Below are 18965 nucleotides of genomic sequence, written 5' to 3' on the forward strand. Positions count from 1 at the left end.
GCGGCCCCGGTCATCGCAGGCCCCCCTCGCCCTTCTCGGCGGAGAGCATGCGGTCCAGGTGCGCCTCCTCGTTCACGAGTGCGAGTTCCTCCTTGGTGCCCATGATGCGGATGAGCTCGGCCTCGGCGGCGAGCACCTCGCGGCGGACCCGCTCGGCGCCGGCCGCGTCCTCGACGTTCACGTAGTGCACGTAGAGGGTGGCGTTCGCACGGTCGACGTCGACCACGAGCGAGCCGGGGACGAGGGAGATGACGTGGCCGGTGGCGGTGACCATGAGGTCCGCGTGGCTGCGCAGCGGCACGGCGACCACGGCGCTGCGCACCCGCGGGCCCTTCGCGACCGCGAGCCAGAGCAGCTGCGCGCTGGCCACGATGACCTGCCCCACGAACACGAACGCGTACCGCGCGGCGTGCAGCACGTTGAACCGGCCGCTCAGCTCCACCGGCGGCAGGTAGAACAGGCGCGTCACGACGAGCGCCACGATCACGCCGAACAGCAGGTTCCCCGGCGAGAAGTCCTGCCAGAGGGCGCCCCACACGATCACGAGCCAGGCGAGCAGGGGCAGCTCGGTGCGCAGCGAGGTCCTGGTCCGGCTCATCGGCGGCCTCCCGGAGTGGTCTGGGCGTGGGCGGCCGCGGCGGCGTCGGTGCCGAGGACGGCGGAGATGTAGCCGGTGCGGTCCAGCATCTCCTGGGCGGCCTGGGCGCTGAGCCGGAACAGCGGGCCTGCGAAGACGGTGAGGGCGAGGCCGACGACGACGAGCGCCGCCGTCGCACCGACCATCGACTTGGGCAGGGCGTTGGCCGCAGCGGGGGCAAGGAGGGCGCGGTCGGGCGTCTCGGCGTCCTCGGGCCGGCGCCAGAAGGCGCGGCTCCACACCCGGGCCATGGCCAGCAGCGTCAGCAGGCTCACCACCACGCCGGCGGCCACGAGCACGAGCGCGAGCGGCGTCCCCTGGGCCACGCCGGCCTGCAGGAGCCCCAGCTTGCCGAGGAACCCGGACAGCGGCGGGATGCCGGAGAGGTTCATGGCGGGCAGGAAGTACAGCAGGGCCAGCAGGGGCGAGAGCTTCGCGAGGCCTCCGAGCCGGTCGATCGAGGACGAGCCGGCCCGGCGCTCCACGAGCCCGGCCACGAGGAACAGCGAGGTCTGCACCGTGATGTGGTGCACCACGTAGTACACCGCGGCGGCAAGTCCCAGGACCGAGCTCAGGGCCGCGCCGAACACCATGTAGCCGATGTGGCTGACGAGGGTGAAGGACAGCAGCCTCTTGATGTCGGTCTGGGCGATCGCGCCGAGGATGCCCACCACCATGGTGGCCAGGGCCACGACCATGAGCGGGGCGTTGAGCGAGTCCCCGGGGAACAGCAGCGTCTCGGTCCGGATGATCGCGTACACGCCGACCTTGGTCAGCAGGCCCGCGAACACCGCCGTCACGGGCGCCGGCGCGGTCGGGTAGGAGTCCGGCAGCCAGAAGGACAGCGGGAACACGGCAGCCTTGATCCCGAACGCCACCAGAAGCATCGCGTGCAGGAGCGTCTGGGTCCCCGGGTCGAGCTGGCCGAGCTTGACCGCCAGGTCGGCCATGTTCACCGTGCCCGTGGCGGCGTAGACCATGGCGATCGCGATGAGGAACAGCAGCGAGGACACGACGCTGACCACCACATAGGTGACGCCCGCGCGGATCCGGGGCCCGGTGCCGCCGAGGGTCATGAGCACGTAGCTGGCGGTCAGCAGGATCTCGAAGCCGACGTAGAGGTTGAACAGGTCGCCGGCGAGGAACGCGTTGGAGACCCCGGCGACCAGGATCATGTAGCTGGGGTGGAAGACCGAGATGGGCCCGTCCTTGTCCCCGTCCGCCATGCCCTGCCCGGTCGCGTAGACGAGCACGGCGAGGCTCACCGTCGTCGAGATGACGAGCATGAGCGAGGAGAACTGGTCCACCACCATGGTGATGCCGAACGGGGGCGCCCACCCGCCGATCGTCACCGCGGCGGTTCCCCCGTCCCACACAGAGGCGAGGAGCACGCACTCGAGCGCGAGCGTGAGGGCGAGGACGGAGATCGTCACGGTGCGCTGGGCGCGCTCCTGGCGCAGGAGCACGAAGGCGAGGGCGGCCCCGAAGATGGGGAGGACGACGGCGAGCGGCGCCAGGCTGGCGATGTTCACTCTCGCTCCGCCTCCTTCCGTTGCGCGGCGTGGGACCGGGGATCGGGCGCGGCGAGGGCAGCCTGGTCGGCGGCGGCCGCGGCCTCGGGGCTGGGGAACTCGGACGGATCGTCGGGGACGTCGGCGTCGTCCTCCGCGTCCCAGCTGGGCTGGGACGCGACGCGGCGGTCCTCGAGGTCGTCCGCGACGACGTCCGCGCGGCCCAGCTGCCACGTCCGGTAGACGAGCGCGAGCAGGAACGCGGTCACGGCGAACGAGATGACGATCGAGGTGAGGATGAGGGCCTGCGGAAGCGGGTCGTTGTACGAGGCAGGGGCCGTGCCCTGGGTGATCAGCGGGGCGAGGCCCGCGCCGCCGCCGGTGGCCAGCAGCAGGACGTTGGCGCCGTTGGTCAGCAGCATGAGCCCCAGGAGCACCCGGGTGAGCGAGCGCTCGAGCAGCAGGTAGATGCCGGTCGCGAAGAGGAGCCCCGCGAGGAGGGCCAGGGTGAGGTTGACGGTCACCGGGCCGCCTCCTCGCGCTCGCCCCGGGCCCGGCGGGCCTCGGCCTTCCCGGCGGCCTCGATCTGCTCGTCGATGCCCGAGCCGAGGCTGCGCAGCACATCGATCACGAGCCCCACGACCACGAGGTACACCCCGACGTCGAAGATCGTGGAGGTCACGAACTTCACGTCGCCGAAGCCGGGGAGCCAGATCTGGAGGATGGCGCTCTGGAAGACCTCCGCCCCGGCCGCGAGCGGCACCGCAGCGGAGAGCGCCGCCGTGGCGAGGCCGATCCCGAGCACCGCGCCGGGGCTGGCCGGCGCCGCCTCGTGCAGCTCGAACCGGCCGCCGGCGAGGTACCGGACGGTGAGCGCGAGCCCGGCGACGAGGCCGCCGGCGAACCCGCCGCCGGGGAAGTTGTGCCCGGCCAGGAGCAGGTAGACGGAGAACACGATCATCGAGTGGAAGAGGAGCCGGGTGACGACCTCGAAGATGATGGAGCGGCGCTCGGGCGCGAGGGTGCGCCCGGCCACGAGCCACGGGTCGCGCTCCACGGTGGCGAACGTGCGGGCCACGGCGAGCTCGGCCGCTCCGCGGGACCGCGCCTCGACGCCGCGCACGCGGCCGATGCTGCCCGTGGGCACGTCCGCGGTGGCCCTGAGGGCCCGTCCCCGGTGGCGGATGAAGATCAGGCTCGCGATCCCGGTCGCGGCGAGGGCCAGCACCGAGATCTCCCCGAACGTGTCCCAGGCCCGCAGGTCAACGAGCGTCACGTTGACGATGTTGAGCCCGCCGCCGCCGCTGTAGGCCAGGTCCGGGAACTTCAGCGAGATCGGCTCGGCGACGCGGGCGCCCATGGCCGCGAGGCCCACGAGCACCATGGCGGTGCCGAACGCGGCGGCGATGGCAATGCGCACCGCGCGGTACCGCCCGCCCGTGCGGTCCCGCAGCTGCGGAGGCAGGCTGCGCAGGCCCAGGACGAACGCGACGAGCACGATCGTCTCGACGAGCAGCTGCGTCACGGCCAGGTCCGGAGCGCCCTGGAGCGCGAAGATGAGCGCGATCCCGTACCCGGTGATCGAGACCATGAGGACCGCGAGGAAGCGCTTGTTGGCCCGCACCGCGGCGAGGGCGCCGACGGCGATCGCTGCCGCGACCACGGGGATGAGCGGCGAGCCGGGGTCCACGAGCGTGACCCGCTCCGGCGGGGGCAGCGGCACCCCGCCAGCCAGGAGGACCGCGAGCGGCACGGCGGCGGCCACGCCGAGGATCACGGCGAGGTAGAAGAACAGGGAGCCGCGCTGGGTCCGGCCCGTGACCCAGATGGCGGCCTGGTCGATCCCCCCGATGAGGGCCCGGTAGCCGCGCTCGGCGTCCACGGGAACGCTCGCGCGGGACTGGGCGCGGCCCACGGCGCCGCGCGCCGCGAACAGGGCCGCCCCCAGGACCCACCCTGCCGCCGAGAGGGCCAGCGGCAGGCCGAGGCCGTGCCACGCGGCGAGGTGGGGGAGCTGCGCGGGCGAGGCGCCGGCGTCGTGCGCGGCGGCGGCGCCTGCGGCCACCGAGGCCGCGTACGGGCCGGCCCACGCGTCAACCGGCGCGGGCCACAGGCCGTACACGAGGCCGGCGAGCGCGAGGAGCGCCGGGGAGAGCACGAACAGGGGCGTGATCGGAGTGAAGGGGGTGTCCGCCACCCCCGGCTTGCGGGCGAAGGCGCCCCACACGAACCGCGCGCTGTAGGCGACGGTCAGCGCCGAGCCGACGGCGAAGCCGACGAGCAGGACGGCCCCCCAGGCGGCCGGCAGGGGGCTGTGGGCGAAGGCGTCGAAGATGGCCTCCTTGGCCACGAATCCGCCGAACAGCGGCAGTCCCGCCATCGACGCGGCGGCGAGCGTCCCGGCCACGGCGAGGGCGCGGGAGCGGCGGAACACGCCCGAGAGGCGGCGCAGGTCGCGGGTGCCGGTCTGGTGGTCGATGATGCCGACCACGAGGAACAGGGCGGCCTTGAAGAGGGCATGGGCCACGACCATGGCGAGCCCGGCCAGCGCGGCCTCGGGGGTGCCGAGGCCCACGACCGCGATCATGAACCCGAGCTGGCTCACGGTGCCGAACGCGAGGATGAGCTTGATGTCGTGCTGGCGCAGCGAGCGGTACCCGCCCAGCAGCATGGTCGCCAGGCCGAAGCCGAGGACCACCGGCTGCCAGTACGGGGTCGCGGCGAGGGCCGGGGCGAGCCGGGCCACGAGGTACACGCCGGCCTTGACCATCGCCGCGGCGTGCAGGTAGGCCGAGACGGGGGTGGGGGCCGCCATCGCCGCGGGGAGCCAGAAGTGGAACGGCACGAGGGCCGACTTGCTCAGCGCGCCCGCGAGGGTGAGCACCGCGCCCACCGCGACGGGCACGGCCGTGGTCGGATCGGCCGCGAGGGCGGGCGCCTTCTCGAGCAGCGCCGAGACGCGGTAGGTGCCGGCCGCCTCGCCCAGGAGGATGAGGCCCACGAGCATCGCGAGGCCTCCGGCTGTCGTGACCACGAGGGCCTGCAGGGCCGAGCGGCGGGCCGAGAGGCGCACGTTCGCGTAGCCGATGAGGAGGTAGGAGAGGACCGTGGTCAGCTCCCAGAAGACGAACAGGGCGATGAGGTCGTCCGCGGTGACGAGGCCGAACATGGCCCCCGCGAACGCGAGCATCTGGCCGCCGAAGCCGCCCAGGCCGGCGTCGTCGCGCTTGAAGTAGCGGGCGCAGTAGAGCAGGACGAGCGCGCCCACCCCGAGCACGAGCAGGCACAGCACCCACGCGAGCGGGTCGATCCGGAAGGCCGCCTGGACGCCCAGGGTGGGGATGAAGTCCCAGGACTCCACGATCCCGCGGGCGGGGGACGCCGCGGAGGCGCCGTGCACGGCGGCGGCGACCGGGCCGGCGTCGTACGCCGCGGGCCCCTGGAAGGCGAGCCAGACGAGCGAGCCGGCCGGGACCGCCGCGAGGAGGAAGAACGCCGCCTGCCCCATCCGCCGGAAGATCCACGGCGCGCCAGCCGCCACTGTGAAGTGCAGGGCGAGGACTGGCAGCACAGGGACTCCGCTCTATTGAAGGTTCAATTGTCAGACGTTGGGTGTGGCGGCACATCAGTTGGGTTCGGAGCGGCCAGTCTATCAATCGCGCCGAACCCGGCCGCTAGAGTTCAGGTATGCAGGCGTCCGGCGTCTCCGAACTCGAACGGCACACCACGCCCCTGCGGCGGATGCAGGTCCTGGCCTGGGCGGCATGGGACTGGGGGTCGGCGGCCTTCAACGCCGTCATGACCACCTTCGTCTTCACCGTCTACCTCACCTCCAAGGCCTTCGGCGGCGAGGACCACGGCTCCGCGGTGCTGGGCGCATGCCTCGGCGTCGCCGGGCTCGGCATCGCGCTGCTCGCCCCCGTCTCCGGGCAGCGCTCCGACGCCGGCGGGCGCCGCAAGCTCTGGCTCGGCGTCCACACGGGCGTGGTCGCGCTCCTGACCGGGCTGTGCTTCTTCGCTTTCCCGAGCCCCGACTTCCTCCTGTACGGCGCGGCCCTCATCGCCGCCGGCCACGTCTTCAGCGAGCTCGCCGGCGTCAACTACAACGCGATGCTCGAGCAGATCGCGAGCCCCGCGACAATCGGCCGCGTCTCGGGGATCGGCTGGTCCGCCGGGTACTTCGGCGGGATCGTGGCGCTCCTGGCCGTGCTGGCACTGTTCGTCCAGCCCGCCTTCCACTGGTTCGGCGCCTCCACCGTGGACTCGCTCAACATCCGGCTCGTGGCGGTCTTCTCGATGCTGTGGATCATCGCGTTCTCGCTGCCGGTCATGTTCGCCGTCCCCGAGGTCCCGCGGCGGCCGGCCGCGCGCCTCGGGTTCTTCGCCTCCTACGGGCTGCTGTGGCGGCGGATCCGGGCCATCTGGGCCACGAGCCCGCACACGATCTACTTCCTGGCCGCCTCCGCCGTCTTCCGCGACGGGCTCGCCGCGGTCTTCACGTTCGGCGGGGTCATCGCCGCCGGCACGTTCGGGTTCTCCCTCTCCCAGGTGATCTTCTTCGCGATCTTCGGCAACGTGGTCGCCGCGGCCGGGGCGCTGCTCGGCGGCGTGCTCGACGACGTGGTGGGGCCCAAGCGCGTGATCATGGGCTCCCTCATGGGCCTGCTCGTGGCGGCCGGGGCGATCCTCGCGCTCGGCAACGGGGCCTATGCGGTGGGCGGGTTCACGTGGACCGGGCCGCTGACCTTCTGGATCTTCGGGCTGTTCCTGTGCCTGTTCGTGGGGCCGGCGCAGGCGTCCGCGCGGGCGTACCTCGCGCGCCTGGCGCCCGACGGCGAGGCCGGCGAACTGTTCGGCCTCTACGCCACGACCGGCCGGGCCGTGAGCTTCCTCGCGCCCACCCTCTTCAGCCTGTGCATCACGATCGCCACGCCCCTCGTCCCCGCGGGGCAGGCCCAGCGCTGGGGCATCGCGGGCATCATGGTGGTCCTCCTCGCGGGGCTGCTCGTGCTCCTGCCCGTCCGGCCGCCGGCGCGCGTGGCCACCGCGGTGGTGCCCGAGGCCTGACGGCTGCGACCTCCGTTCGGGGGCCTTGCTGTGCGCCGACCCGCGGGAATGCGAGGTCACCCCGTGGGCGCGCGAGGCCCTGGCGCGCCCTCCACGACACCGCGCACGACGCCGGCCGCTCACCTTGGCAGGCGCCTCCCCCAAGGGCCGTCCGTGCAGAAGTGCACCTCTCGCTCCGTAGGCCGCCCGACGCGCACTGCTCGGCGAGAAGTGCACCTGCGGCGCTCGGTCCTGTGACCAGAGGTCCACTTCTCGCCCAGAAGTCCGCGGACCGTGCACTTCCGGGCGGAAACGGCGCTGCCGCCCGCGGTGCTGTCCCCGAACCCCGGCAGCCCCACCCGCCCCCGGGCCACCCCGAACCCGCCCGATCCCCTGCGCCACCTGGCCACTAGAGTTGACCCATGAACGTTGACGAGACCGACCTCCCCGGGTTCGGGGTCCGCAAGGACTTCATGACCCAGTCGGGCCGCCGGCTCGGAGTTGTCACGCACCGCGACGGTGGGACGGAGCTCATCGTCTCCGCGTGGGACGACCCGGACACGTGCCAGGCGAGCATCCCCCTCACGGCCGACGAGGCCACCACCCTCGGCAACCTTCTCGGCGGCCAGCGGATCGTCATGCAGCTCACCGAGGAGCACCGCGAGGTCCCGGGCATCTCCACCCGCCAGTTCCACGTCGCGGCCGAGTCCCCCTACCGCGACCTGCCCATGGGCAAGGCCGCCGTCCGCACCCGCACCAACGTCTCGATCGTGGCGATCATGCGCGAGGGCGAGGTGCTCGCGGCGCCGGGGCCCGACGTCGTGCTCCGCACCGGCGACCTCATCGTGGCCGTCGGCACCGAAGAGGGCCTCGACCGGGCCGCGCAGATCCTCCGCAACGGCTGAGCCGCGATGGACCCCATCGCACTGACGCTGATCGAGCTGGGGGCGGTCGTCTTCGCCTTGGGACTGCTGGCGCGCCTCGCCGGCCGGGTCGGCATGTCGCCGATCCCCTTCTACCTCGTGGGCGGCCTCGTGTTCGGGGCCGGCGGGCTCATCGACCTGGGCGGCGTGCGCGAGTTCGCCCACCTGTCCGGCGAGATCGGCGTCATCCTGCTGCTGCTCATGCTCGGGCTGGAATATACGGCGCAGGAGCTCGTCACGGGGCTGAAGACGTCGTGGCAGGCCGGCGTGATGGACCTCGTGCTGAACTCGCTGCCCGGCGCAGGGGTCGCGCTGCTGCTCGGCTGGGGCGGCGTCGGCGCCCTGGTCATGGGCGGAGTCACGTACATCTCGTCCTCGGGGATCGCCGCGAAGGTCATCACGGACCTCGGCCGGCTCGGCAACCGCGAGACGCCCACGATTTTGGCGATCCTCGTCTTCGAGGACCTCGCCATGGCCATCTACCTGCCGATCCTCACCGCGACCCTCGCCGGCGTCAGCTTCCTCGGCGGCCTGCAGACCGTGGGCATCTCCCTCGTCGTCGTGACCGTGGTCCTCATGGTCGCGCTCCGGCACGGGCACCACGTCTCCAAGGCCGTCCACAGCGAGAACTCGGAGGTCTTCCTCCTCAATGTCCTCGGCCTCGCCCTCCTCGTGGCCGGCCTGGCCTCGGCGATGCAGGTCTCCGCCGCCGTGGGCGCGTTCATGCTCGGCATCGCGATCTCGGGCACGACGGCGCACCTCGCCTCCCGGCTGCTGGAGCCCCTCCGCGACCTCTTCGCGGCGATCTTCTTCGTGGCCTTCGGCCTGAACACTGATCCGGCCACCATCCCGCCCGTGCTCGGCTGGGCGCTCCTGCTCGCGCTCGCCACCGCCGCGACCAAGGTCGTCACCGGCTGGTGGGCGGCGGCGCGGGCCGGGGTGGCCGTACCGGGCCGGGCGCGCGCCGGCGCGGCGCTCATCGCCCGCGGCGAGTTCTCGATCGTCATCGCCGGCCTCGCGGTCACCGCCGGCGCGGTCAACAGCGAGCTCGCCGCCCTCGCGACCGCCTACGTGCTCCTCATGGCAGTCCTCGGCCCCCTCGCGGCCCGCTTCGTCGAGCCCGCCGTCAAGGCGGTCCGCCGCCCGGGCGCCCGCAAGGCCACAGCCGAGGCGTCCTCCTGAGCCCACCCACCGGTCCGGCGCACGACGCCGGCCCCTCGCCCGGGCGGGGCCGCCCACCCGCGGCGACCACCCGGCGCTGGACTTAAACGCCCCCGCAACCGCGGCGAAACACCGCCCACGTTGGATGGGGGCATGAGCATCTTCACGCACACGCCCCCTCCGTCCGAGCTGGCCTGCGACGTGTGCGGCCGGTACCCCGAGCCGCCCAAGCTGAGGCTGCTCCTGGCCAACGTCGCCGCGATGCTCCCGATCGAGCTCGGGGCCAATGCACTCCTGGTCGGCACGCACTGGCCGCTCGCCATGCAGGTGGTGCTGCTGGCGGTGGTCTCGACGGCACTGGTCATCTGGGTCGCGGAGCCCGGCGTGCGGCGGCTGTTCCGCTCGTGGCTGCACGCGCCGGCGCTGCGGCGGCGCCGCGAGCTCGACGTCGCGCCCGCACTGTGGCGCGCACGCGCGACGGTGGCCGACACCCCCGGGGCGCTCGAGCACCTCACACACGCCCTGGCCGGGCTCGGCGCGAACATCCTCTCGATCCAGGCCCAGCCGGTGCGCGGCGGGGTGGTCGACGAGCTCGTCCTCTCGGCTCCCGGCGGACTGACCGAGGGCGACCTCCTGGATGCGCTCACCGACGGCGGCGGTGCGGGGCCGCGGGTCTGGCCCACCACCCCGCTCGCGCTGGCCGACGCGCCCACGCGGGCGCTCTCGCTCGCCGCGCAGGTCGCGGCCGCGCCCGCCGAGCTGCCGTACGCCGCCGCGGAGCTCCTCTCCGCCCAGCGCATCCCGGCCGACCGCGTGGTGCCCGACGCGTGGCACGCAGCCCGGACCGTGCTCAAGGTGCCGACGCCGTGGGACGCGCCGCTCGTCCTCATCCGACCGGGCGTGCCGTTCACGCCGGCCGAGGAGGCACGGGCGGTCCGGCTCGCCGAGCTGGCCGAGGTCGTGGAGCGGCGGCGCACGGCCCCCTGAGCGCGAGGTCACCCCACCGGGCCCGAGGTCACCCCCTTAGGAGCGCGAGGTCGGGCCTAGCGGACGATCAGCACGTCCAGCGTCCGCGGCCCGTGGACGCCCTCGACGCGCTCGAGCTCGATGTCGCTCGTGGCGCTCGGGCCGGAGATGAGCGTGAGCGGGCGCGTGGTGTCGAGCCGCGCGAAGCCTTCCGGCACAATCCCCACGATCGTCTCGACGGGCACCACGCACACGTGGTGGTCGGGCACGAGCGAGATCGCGCGGCGCCCCTGGTCGGCGGACCCGTCCAGCACGATCGTCCCGGTCTCGGCGATGCTCACCGCCGACCCCGTCACCACGGCCTCGATGGCATCGAGACGGTCGACGGCGAGCGGAGCCTCGGGCGAATCGGTCGCCCTGCGCTCGGCGAGGCTCGGGTGCAGCCAGTGCGACGGGAGCCCCGCGGGCGCGACGAACGTCCTGCCCTCGAGCCGAGCCCGGATGGCCTCGGCCAACCCGGCCTCCGCCACGACCTCGACGCGGGCCTTGTAGTCCTCGAGCCGGTCGACGAGGAGGGCGACGAGGTCACCCTCGGTGAGCCCCGACGTCGTGCGGTAGCCCGCCCCGTCCGCGGAACCCCTGACCTCGCGCACCGGTGGGGTGGCCTCGCGCTCCCCCGGGGTGACCTCGGTGGTGCCGAGGGCGGCGTGGATCCTGGCGAGGATGTCGTCGCGGGCGCTCACTTGCCCTCCCCTTCCTTGATGCCCTGCGGGGCAGTCGGGTTCTTCTCGCGCTTGGCCCACAGGGCCCGGAACGACTCGGCGGGCGGGGCCGGGATGTCCCGGCTCTGCGTCCACCCGGCCCCGAGGCCCGGCAGCCGGGAGATCACCCCGTCACGGCCCGCGGCAGCCCTCCCGAGCGGCAGCCCGCGCTCGAGCAGACCCATGCGCGCGCCGTCGGACATCGCCCAGGACGCGCCGGACATGGCGAGGTCGAACTGCGAGGGGAGCCGCCGCGCGCCGGGTTTGGAACGCCGCGCCTCGACATCCTCGCCGCGCAGGTGCACGAGGATCTCCGGGATGTTGATCTTCACCGGGCACGCGTCGAAGCACGCCCCGCACAGCGAGGAGGCGTAGGGCAGGGACTTGTTCTCCTCGGCCTCGACGCCGGTGAGCAGCGGCGAGAGGATCGCCCCGATGGGCCCCGGGTAGGTGGACCCGTAGGCGTGGCCGCCGGCCCGCTCGTAGACGGGGCACACATTCATGCAGGCCGAGCAGCGGATGCAGTGCAGGGCGGAGCGGCCGTGCCGGTCGGCGAGCGCCCGGGTGCGGCCGTTGTCGAGCAGCACCACGTGCACGTCCTTGGGTCCGTCGCCGGGCGTCGAACCGGTCCACAGGGAGGTGTACGGATTCATGCGCTCCCCGGTCGAGGAGCGCGGGAGCAGCTGCATGAAGACTCCCAGGTCCTCGGCCCGCGGGAGGACCTTCTCGATGCCCATGACGGTGATGAGCGTCTCGGGCAGGGTCAGGCACATGCGCCCGTTGCCCTCAGACTCGACCACGCCGAGCGTGCCGGTCTCGGCGATGCCGAAGTTGGCCCCGGAGATGGCCACCTTCGCAGAGAGGAACTTGCGGCGCAGGTGCGCGCGGGCGGCCATGGCGAGCCTGCGGGGCTCGTCCGTCAGCGCCGGGTCCACCCCGGGCATCTCGCGCAGGAAGATGTCGCGGATCTCGGTGCGGTTGCGGTGGATCGCGGGGACCAGGATGTGCGAGGGCTTGTCGTGGCCGAGCTGGACGATCAGCTCGGCGAGGTCCGTCTCGAAGGCTGCGATGCCGCGCTCCTCGAGGTACTCGTTGAGCCCGATCTCCTGGGTGGCCATGGACTTGACCTTGACCACCTCGCTCGAGCCCGTGGCGCGCACGAGGTCCTCCACGATCCGGTTGGCCTCGGCTGCGTCGCGGGCCCAGTGGACGGTGCCGCCGCGCGCGGTGAACTGCTCCTCGAACTGGGCCAGCAGCTCGGGCAGGCGCTCCATCGCCTCGGCCTTGATCGCGGACCCGGCCTCCCGCAGCTCCTCCCAGTCGGGCAGCTCGGAGACCACGCGCAGGCGCTTGTCCCGGATGGTGTGGGTCGCGTGGCGCAGGTTCGTGCGCAGCTGGCCGTTCTGCAGCTCGCGGCGCGCGTAGCTCGGGAACGGCTCGGTCTCGGAGATGTTCCCGAAGCCGCGGGGCGGCAGGGCCGGCATGCCGAGGGACACCGTGCTCATCGCGCACCTCCGGGGGTCCCGGCGAGGGCGAGCCCGCCGTCGATCGTGAGCGGCCTCTCGCGGGTGGAGGCGAGCACCTCGGCGAGGTGGACGGTCCGCACGGGGCGGCCCGACGGCGCGGTGCGGCCTTCACGGTGGAGGCCGCCGCCGATGTGCATGAGGCAGGAGGCGTCGCCGCCCGCGCACGCGCCGGCTCCGGTGCCGCAGATGTTCGCGACCTTGTCCGCGAGCATGGCAGAGGAGACGTCCGCGTTCTTGATCGAGAAGGTGCCGCCGAAGCCGCAGCACTGCTCGGCCTCGGGGAGGTCCACCACCTCGAGGCCCTCGACCGAGGCCAGCAGCGAGCGCTGGCGGTCGCCGAGGTGGAGCAGGCGCATGCCGTGGCACGAGGGGTGATAGGTGATGGTGCCAGGGAGGTAGGAGCCGAGCTGGGCTGCGGCATCGCTCACGCCGAGGACGTCGGTGAGGAGCTGGGCGAGCTCGTAGGTGCGGGCGCCGACGGCGTCGGCCCGGACGGCGAGCGTGCTGTCGGCGCCCTTGGCCCCGTGCTCGACCGCCCAGTCCGCCACCAGCGAGTGCTGGTGCCTGACGGAGGCGACGCACGAGCCGGACGGCGCGACGGCCACCTCGTACTCCCCCGCCTCGAAGCCGGCCTCAAAGGTGCGGACGTGGTTGGCGACGACGGGCAGGGCCTCGGGGAAGTAGCCCGAGTTGACGTGCATCTGGCCGCAGCAGGCCTGGCCGGCGGGGAACACGACCTCGTGGCCCAGCCTCTCCAGGACCTCCACCGTGGCCTGGGCGACCCGCGGGTACATCGCGTCGACGATGCAGGTCGCGAAGAGCGCGATTCTCATGGGTGTCCTCTCCCGGCCGGGCCATCGCCCGGCCATGTGGTCTGACCATACTGTAGCAAGGTGCCGCCGGTCACACCACGCCCTCAGGGCCGCGTCGCCTCGGCGAGGAGCTCGAGGATGTGCCGATAGGGGCGCGCCGTGGCCCGGGTCAGCCCGATCTCGCACGTGCGGTTGCTCGAGGCGTACTCGGCGAACCTTCCGCCCCGGGTGCGCTCGGCCTCCTCGATGCCGCCGGCCTCGGGCGCGGTGGCCGAGGCGGTGAGCTCGGGGTGCAGGAGCCCGCGGTCGCCGGCGAACGCGCAGCACCCGGCCTCGGCCGGCGTGAACACCTCGTCCGCGACGTGGGCGGCGATCGCCGCGAGCTGCGGCGCGGTCCCGGCGATCGTGCCCGAGCAGGTCGGGTGCAGCGCCACGGACGGGATCCGGCGTCGCACGGCCAGGCGCGGCAGCAGGTCCGCGGCGAACTCGACCGCGTCCACGACGCGCAGCGCCGCCGCTCCGGACTCCGCCGCCGAGCGCAGCATGACCGCGAGGCCCTCGGCGCACGAGGAGGCGTCCACGACGATCGGCAGCCGGCCCCCCTCGCTCGCCTCCACGAGCGCGGGGACCACGGTCGAGCGCATGTGCTCCCACCCGGCCGTCATGCCCTTGGACTTCCACGGCGTGCCGCAGCACATCGAGCCCAGCCCTTCGGGGGTGCGCAGGCGCACCCCGGCGCGGTCGCACACGTCGAGGAACGCCCCGGAGGCGCCGCCGGGATGACCGCCGGCCTCGGGACCGAACATCGTGCCGATGCACGCGGCGAACAGCACGGCCTCCGCAGCGTCGTCCCGCCGCCGGGGACGGGCGGAGCCGCCGCCGGGGAGCCCGCCGTCGTACGCCGGGAGCCCGTCCCCGAGGAGCCTCCGAGCGAGCGCGGCGGCCCCCTCGACCGGAGCGGACGGCAGCGCCTTGGCGACGCTCAGCGCGGCCCCGCCCACGCGCGAGACGGCCCCCCAGCCGCGGGCGGCGGCGTGCCAGGCCGCGGACTCGGCGGGTCCGGCGGCGTCGGCGCGGAGCCGGCGGACGAGGTCGCCGGTGTTGATGCCCACGGGGCAGGCCGTGCCGCACATGCCGTCCACGGCGCACGTGGAGACGCCGGAGTAGTCGTAGCCGTCCAGGATCTGCCGGGCGAGCTCGTGGTTGCCCTCGGCGCGGGCATGCTCGGCGTCACGCCGGAGGGTGATGCGCTGGCGCGGGGTGAGGGTGAGCGTGCGGGACGGGCACACGGGCTCGCAGTAGCCGCACTCGACGCAGCGGTCTACCTCCTCCTCGACCGTCGGGGTGACCTTGAGGTCGTCCAGGTAGGAGCGGGGATCGTCGGAGAGCACGGCGCCGGGGTTGAGGACGCCGCGCGGGTCCGCCAGGCGCTTGACCTCTTTCATGACCTCGTACAGCTCGTCGCCGTACTGCCGGCGCACGTAGGGGGCCATGATCCGGCCGGTCCCGTGCTCGGCCTTGAGCGTCCCGCCGGCACCGAGCACGAGGTCCACGAGGTCCTCGGTGAAGTCCTCGTAGCGGCGCGTGTCCCCGCTGCCGAAGTCCTCGTTGAGCATGAAGTGGAGGTTGCCGTCCTTCGCGTGGCCGAAGATCACCGGGTCCGCGTAGCCGTGGTGGGCGAGGAGGCCTGCGAGGTCACGGGAGGCCTCGGCGAGGGCCGGGACGGGGACCGCGATGTCCTCGAGCAGCTGGCTCGTGCCGGACGGGCGAGCGCTCGCCACGGTCGAGTACAGCCCCTTGCGGACCTTCCACAGCGCGGCGCGCTCGTGCGGGTCCCGGGTCATGTCCACCGGCAGGGCCAGGCCCAGGCCCGCGAACAGCGCATCGGCGGACGCCGCGCGGTCCGCGAGTTCCTCGGCGGTGCCCGCGGTGAACTCGACGAGCAGGGCGGCGGGATCGGGGAGGTCGAGCGTCCGGATCTGCTCGGGGCAGTCGGGCAGCCGCGCGGAGACGCGCAGCGAGACCGCGTCCATGAGCTCGGCGGTGTCGGCGCCGGCGGCGACGAGCTCGGGCACCGCGGCGGCCGCGGCGCTCACGCCCGGGAAGACGAGCAGGCCCGCAGCGACGTGCGGCTTGACCTCGACGGTGGCGAACACCGCCTCGGCCACGAACGCGAGCGTCCCCTCGGACCCGATGACCAGGTGCACGAAGACCTCGAGCGGGTCCTCGAAGTCGAGGAAGGCGTTGAGGCCGTAGCCCATCGTGTTCTTCATCGAGAACTGGTGCCGGATGCGGGCCACGGAGTCCGGCGAGGCGAGGATGCGCCGCCGCAGCCGGAGCAGCCCCTCGTGCAGCTCGGGCTCGCGCGCGGCGAAGACGGACGACGCCGCGGGGTCGCCGGAGTCGATGACCGTCCCCGAGGGCAGCACGAACGTCATCGACTCGAGCGTCCGGTAGGTATTGGCCTCGGTGCCGCAGTGCATGCCCGAGGAGTTGTTGGCCACGACGCCTCCCACCGTGCACGCGATCTCGCTCGCCGGGTCCGGCCCGAGGGCGCGGCGGTGGCGGGCCAGGCGGGCATTGACGGCGCGGACGGTCGCGCCGGGCTGGACCCGGACGCGGGCGCCGCCGTCGAGGACCTCGATGCCGCCGAAGTTCCGGCGGGTGTCGGCGAGGACCCCCGCAGTGAGGGCCTGGCCGGACAGGCTCGTCCCGCCCGAGCGGAACGTCACGGGCGTGGCGTGCCGGGCGGCGGCGGCGAGGAGCCCGGCCACCTCGGCGGCGGTGCGCGGCGCGGCGGCCACGCTCGGGACGAGGAGGTAGTGCGAGGCGTCGTGGGCCTTCGCGTGCAGGTCGAGCGGGCGCGTCGTGACGGCGTAGGGGCCGAGGAGCTCCGCGAGCTCGTCGGCCAGCGCGCGCGAGCGGTCCCCTGCAGTACCCCGGCGCGCGGTGCCGGCGGCGGGGCGGGGACGGGGTCCCGCCGTCGTTGGCGTCATCATAGGAGTCCTCCCGAACGTGTGGTCCGACCATAGGACCACACCTGTGCCCCTTGTCACAACCCCGCGAGTGTGTGCTAGCTTACGTGGTCGGACCACGACGGTCTGACCACATCGGCGCCGGGGCCTTCCCGGGCCGCCACGCCCGCAGGGAGCCCGCATGACCTTCACCCCCGTGACCGATCCGGTGGCCGGCAGCGTCGCCGTGTCCGCCCTGATCGGCCTCATCCCCCTCGTGACCTTCTTCGTGCTGCTCGCAGTGGTGCGGACCAAGGCGCACGTGGCCGGCGCGTTCGCGCTGCTCGCCGCCCTCGTCGTCGCCGTCGCGGCCTACCGGATGCCCGCGGGCCTCGCCGGGCTCGCCGCGAGCCAGGGCGCCGTGTTCGGCGCGTTCCCCGTCTTCTGGATCGTCCTCATGGCGGTGTGGCTGTACCAGGTCACGGTCGTCTCCGGCCGGTTCGAGGACCTACGCCGCATCTTCGACCGGATCGGCGGCGGGGACGTGCGCATCCAGGCCGTCCTCATCGCGTTCTGCTTCGGCGGCCTCATGGAGGCCCTCGCGGGCTTCGGCGCCCCGGTGGCGATCACGGCCACCATGCTCATGGCGATCGGCATCAAGCCCCTCCGTGCCGCGGCCACGGTGCTCGTCGCCAACACGGCGCCCGTCGCCTTCGGCGCGATCGCCATCCCGATCACCACCGCCGGCAGCCTCACCGGCATCCCGGCCGCGCACATCGGGGCCATCGTGGGGCGCCAGACTCCGCTCCTGGCCTTCGCCGTGCCGCTGCTCCTGCTGCTGATCGTGGACGGCTGGCGCGGCCTGCGCGACGCCTGGGCCCCGGCCCTCGTCACCGGCGCCACGTTCGGCGTCGCCCAGTTCCTCTGCTCCAACTACTTCTCCTACGAGCTCACCGACGTCGTCGCATCCCTCGTCGGCCTCGGCGTGGCCATCCTGTTCCTGCGTGTCTGGAAGCCCCGCGGCGCGGAGGCCGCCCGTCTCCGTCTCGGCGGGGGCGTGCCGGCCATCGCCGGCCCCGGCGCGACCGAGAAGGCGCTCTCCGCGCCCCGCGTCTGGCTCGCCCTCTTCCCGTACCTGCTGGTCGTGGTGGTCTTCGGCGCCGCGAACCTCTGGCGGCTCGGCGTGGACCTGCCCAAGGCGCTCGCGTCCACGAACATCGCCGTCCCGTGGCCCGTGCTCCACAGCGCCGTGGTGGGCGCGGACGGCAAGCCGCTCTCCTCCACCGTCTACAGCTTCCAGTGGCTCTCGAGCCCCGGCACCCTCCTGTTCCTGTGCGGGCTCATCGTCGCGGTGGTCTACTCGCTGAACGACGGCGGCGGCCGCTACCGCGTCACGGTCGCCGGCGCGCTGGGCGAACTGTGGCGGACGCTCGTGAAGATGCGGTTCGCGGCCCTGACGATCACGCTGGTCCTCGCCCTCGCCTACGTCATGAACCTCTCCGGCCAGACGGTCGCGATCGGCACGTGGCTCGCCGGCACCGGCGCCGCGTTCGCCTTCCTCTCCCCCATCCTCGGCTGGATCGGCACCGCCGTGACGGGCTCGGACACCTCCTCCAACGCCCTCTTCGCCAAGCTCCAGCAGACCGCCGGCCACGCCGCCGGCATCAACCCGGACCTGCTCGTGGCGGCCAACACCGCCGGCGGCGTGGTGGGCAAGCTCATCAGCCCGCAGAACCTCGCGATTGCAGCGACCTCGGTGGGGATGGACGGACAGGAGTCCACGATCCTGCGCAAGGTGCTGTGGTGGAGCCTCGGCCTGCTGCTCGTGCTGTGCACGCTCGTGTTCCTCCAGTCGACCCCGGTGCTCGGGTGGATGCTCCCGTAGCCTCCCGCCCCCGGCGGCGAGCCCCCGCTCCGGTGCCCGACGCGCCGGCGGCGGGGGCCGGCGTCGTCCGTCCCGGCCTCCCGCGTGCGGCAAGATGGATCCATGCCTGAATCCGCCACCGGCCGCGCGCACGACGCCGTGCTGCGCCACATCGAGGACAGCCTCCGCGCGGGCGAGCTCAAGCTCGGCGACCGGCTGCCCGGCGAGCGTGCCCTCGCGGAGCAGTTCGGCATCTCGCGGGCGTCCGTGCGGGACGCGATCCGCTCCCTCGAGGTCATGGGCGTGGTCCGCTCCGCGACCGGGTCCGGGCCCAATTCCGGCACAATCGTCGTCTCGGACCCCTCCTCGGCGCTGGGGGTGGCGCTGCGGATGCACGTCGCCAGCCACCACCTGCCGGTCAAGGACGTGGTCGAGGCCCGCATCATGATGGAGACGTGGTCGCTCGAGCACGCGGCCTCCGCCCCGTGGAGCCCCGAGCATCTCGACGACGCCCGGCGCCTCCTCGAGGCGATGGACGACGACGCGCTGCCGTCCCAGGTCTTCACCCTCCTCGACTCCCAGTTCCACGTGGCCCTGAGCGCCCTCGCCGGGAACGTCGTGGTGAGCACCATGATGGAGTCGATGCGCGAGGCCATCCGCGGCTACATCGACGACGCCGTGGAGCGCCGCGGCGGCTGGGACGAGGCCGTGGACACGCTGCGCGAGCAGCACCGGGGGATCTTCGAGGCCGTCGAGGCGCGCGACGGCGAGCGCTCGGCCCGGCTGGTGCGCGAGCACATCGAG

At 73.4% G+C, this 18965-nt stretch carries 14 protein-coding genes; 6 read left to right on the forward strand and 8 right to left on the reverse strand.

Annotated elements, in window-relative coordinates; all coding sequences use genetic code 11:
* Nucleotides 1-10: 10 nt before the first annotated feature.
* Genes ACYVKZ_RS00320 through ACYVKZ_RS00335 form a run of 4 tightly spaced genes read right to left on the reverse strand, consistent with a single transcriptional unit; the run spans nt 11 to nt 5719 of the window.
* Complete coding sequence (locus ACYVKZ_RS00320) at nt 11-598, reverse strand: Na+/H+ antiporter subunit E (protein ID WP_460989997.1); 588 nt, start codon at nt 596-598, stop codon at nt 11-13.
* Complete coding sequence (locus ACYVKZ_RS00325) at nt 595-2169, reverse strand: Na+/H+ antiporter subunit D (RefSeq protein ID WP_307005368.1); 1575 nt, start codon at nt 2167-2169, stop codon at nt 595-597. The genes ACYVKZ_RS00320 and ACYVKZ_RS00325 overlap by 4 nt, the downstream gene beginning before the upstream one ends.
* Nucleotides 2166-2672, reverse strand: a complete 507-nt coding sequence (locus ACYVKZ_RS00330; RefSeq protein ID WP_460989999.1) for a Na(+)/H(+) antiporter subunit C — start codon at nt 2670-2672, stop codon at nt 2166-2168. The genes ACYVKZ_RS00325 and ACYVKZ_RS00330 overlap by 4 nt, the downstream gene beginning before the upstream one ends.
* The gene (locus ACYVKZ_RS00335) at nt 2669-5719 is read right to left on the reverse strand and encodes a Na+/H+ antiporter subunit A (protein WP_460990001.1); all 3051 of its coding nucleotides are present in this window, start codon (nt 5717-5719) and stop codon (nt 2669-2671) included. Before ACYVKZ_RS00335 ends, ACYVKZ_RS00330 begins: the two co-directional genes overlap by 4 nt.
* Nucleotides 5720-5835: 116 nt before the next feature.
* Between ACYVKZ_RS00335 and ACYVKZ_RS00340 the strand changes: the two genes are divergently transcribed.
* The 4 genes from ACYVKZ_RS00340 to ACYVKZ_RS00355 all read left to right on the forward strand — a co-directional run bounded on the left by ACYVKZ_RS00340 (nt 5836) and on the right by ACYVKZ_RS00355 (nt 10265).
* A complete protein-coding gene (locus ACYVKZ_RS00340) occupies nt 5836-7215 on the forward strand; it encodes an MFS transporter (RefSeq protein WP_460990003.1) in 1380 nt (459 codons plus the stop codon).
* A 401-nt stretch (nt 7216-7616) separates the two neighbouring features.
* Complete coding sequence (locus ACYVKZ_RS00345) at nt 7617-8099, forward strand: cation:proton antiporter regulatory subunit (protein WP_066500560.1); 483 nt, start codon at nt 7617-7619, stop codon at nt 8097-8099.
* A 6-nt stretch (nt 8100-8105) separates the two neighbouring features.
* On the forward strand, nt 8106-9299 hold the full coding sequence (locus tag ACYVKZ_RS00350) for a cation:proton antiporter (RefSeq protein WP_460990004.1): 1194 nt from the start codon (nt 8106-8108) through the stop codon (nt 9297-9299).
* A gap of 132 nt (nt 9300-9431) precedes the next feature.
* Nucleotides 9432-10265, forward strand: a complete 834-nt coding sequence (locus ACYVKZ_RS00355; RefSeq protein ID WP_460990005.1) for an amino acid-binding protein — start codon at nt 9432-9434, stop codon at nt 10263-10265.
* 56 nt (nt 10266-10321) lie between these two features.
* Here ACYVKZ_RS00355 and ACYVKZ_RS00360 read toward each other — a convergent pair whose 3' ends face one another.
* The 4 genes from ACYVKZ_RS00360 to ACYVKZ_RS00375 all read right to left on the reverse strand — a co-directional run bounded on the left by ACYVKZ_RS00360 (nt 10322) and on the right by ACYVKZ_RS00375 (nt 16339).
* Nucleotides 10322-10987: a LutC/YkgG family protein gene (locus ACYVKZ_RS00360; RefSeq protein WP_460990006.1), complete on the reverse strand. Its 666-nt coding sequence runs from the start codon at nt 10985-10987 to the stop codon at nt 10322-10324.
* On the reverse strand, nt 10984-12510 hold the full coding sequence (locus ACYVKZ_RS00365; RefSeq protein ID WP_460990007.1) for a lactate utilization protein B: 1527 nt from the start codon (nt 12508-12510) through the stop codon (nt 10984-10986). The genes ACYVKZ_RS00360 and ACYVKZ_RS00365 overlap by 4 nt, the downstream gene beginning before the upstream one ends.
* Nucleotides 12507-13364, reverse strand: a complete 858-nt coding sequence (locus ACYVKZ_RS00370; RefSeq protein ID WP_460990009.1) for a (Fe-S)-binding protein — start codon at nt 13362-13364, stop codon at nt 12507-12509. Before ACYVKZ_RS00370 ends, ACYVKZ_RS00365 begins: the two co-directional genes overlap by 4 nt.
* Before the next feature lie 83 nt (nt 13365-13447).
* Complete coding sequence (locus ACYVKZ_RS00375; RefSeq protein ID WP_460990011.1) at nt 13448-16339, reverse strand: FAD-binding and (Fe-S)-binding domain-containing protein; 2892 nt, start codon at nt 16337-16339, stop codon at nt 13448-13450.
* Nucleotides 16340-16499: 160 nt separating this feature from the next.
* Between ACYVKZ_RS00375 and ACYVKZ_RS00380 the strand changes: the two genes are divergently transcribed.
* Together ACYVKZ_RS00380 and ACYVKZ_RS00385 are read left to right on the forward strand one after the other, a co-directional pair.
* Nucleotides 16500-18182: an L-lactate permease gene (locus ACYVKZ_RS00380; protein WP_460990013.1), complete on the forward strand. Its 1683-nt coding sequence runs from the start codon at nt 16500-16502 to the stop codon at nt 18180-18182.
* 102 nt (nt 18183-18284) lie between these two features.
* Nucleotides 18285-18965: FadR/GntR family transcriptional regulator (locus tag ACYVKZ_RS00385; protein WP_460990015.1), on the forward strand; the 681-nt coding region annotated here is incomplete at its 3' end.

The organism is Sinomonas soli (genome assembly GCF_054782415.1).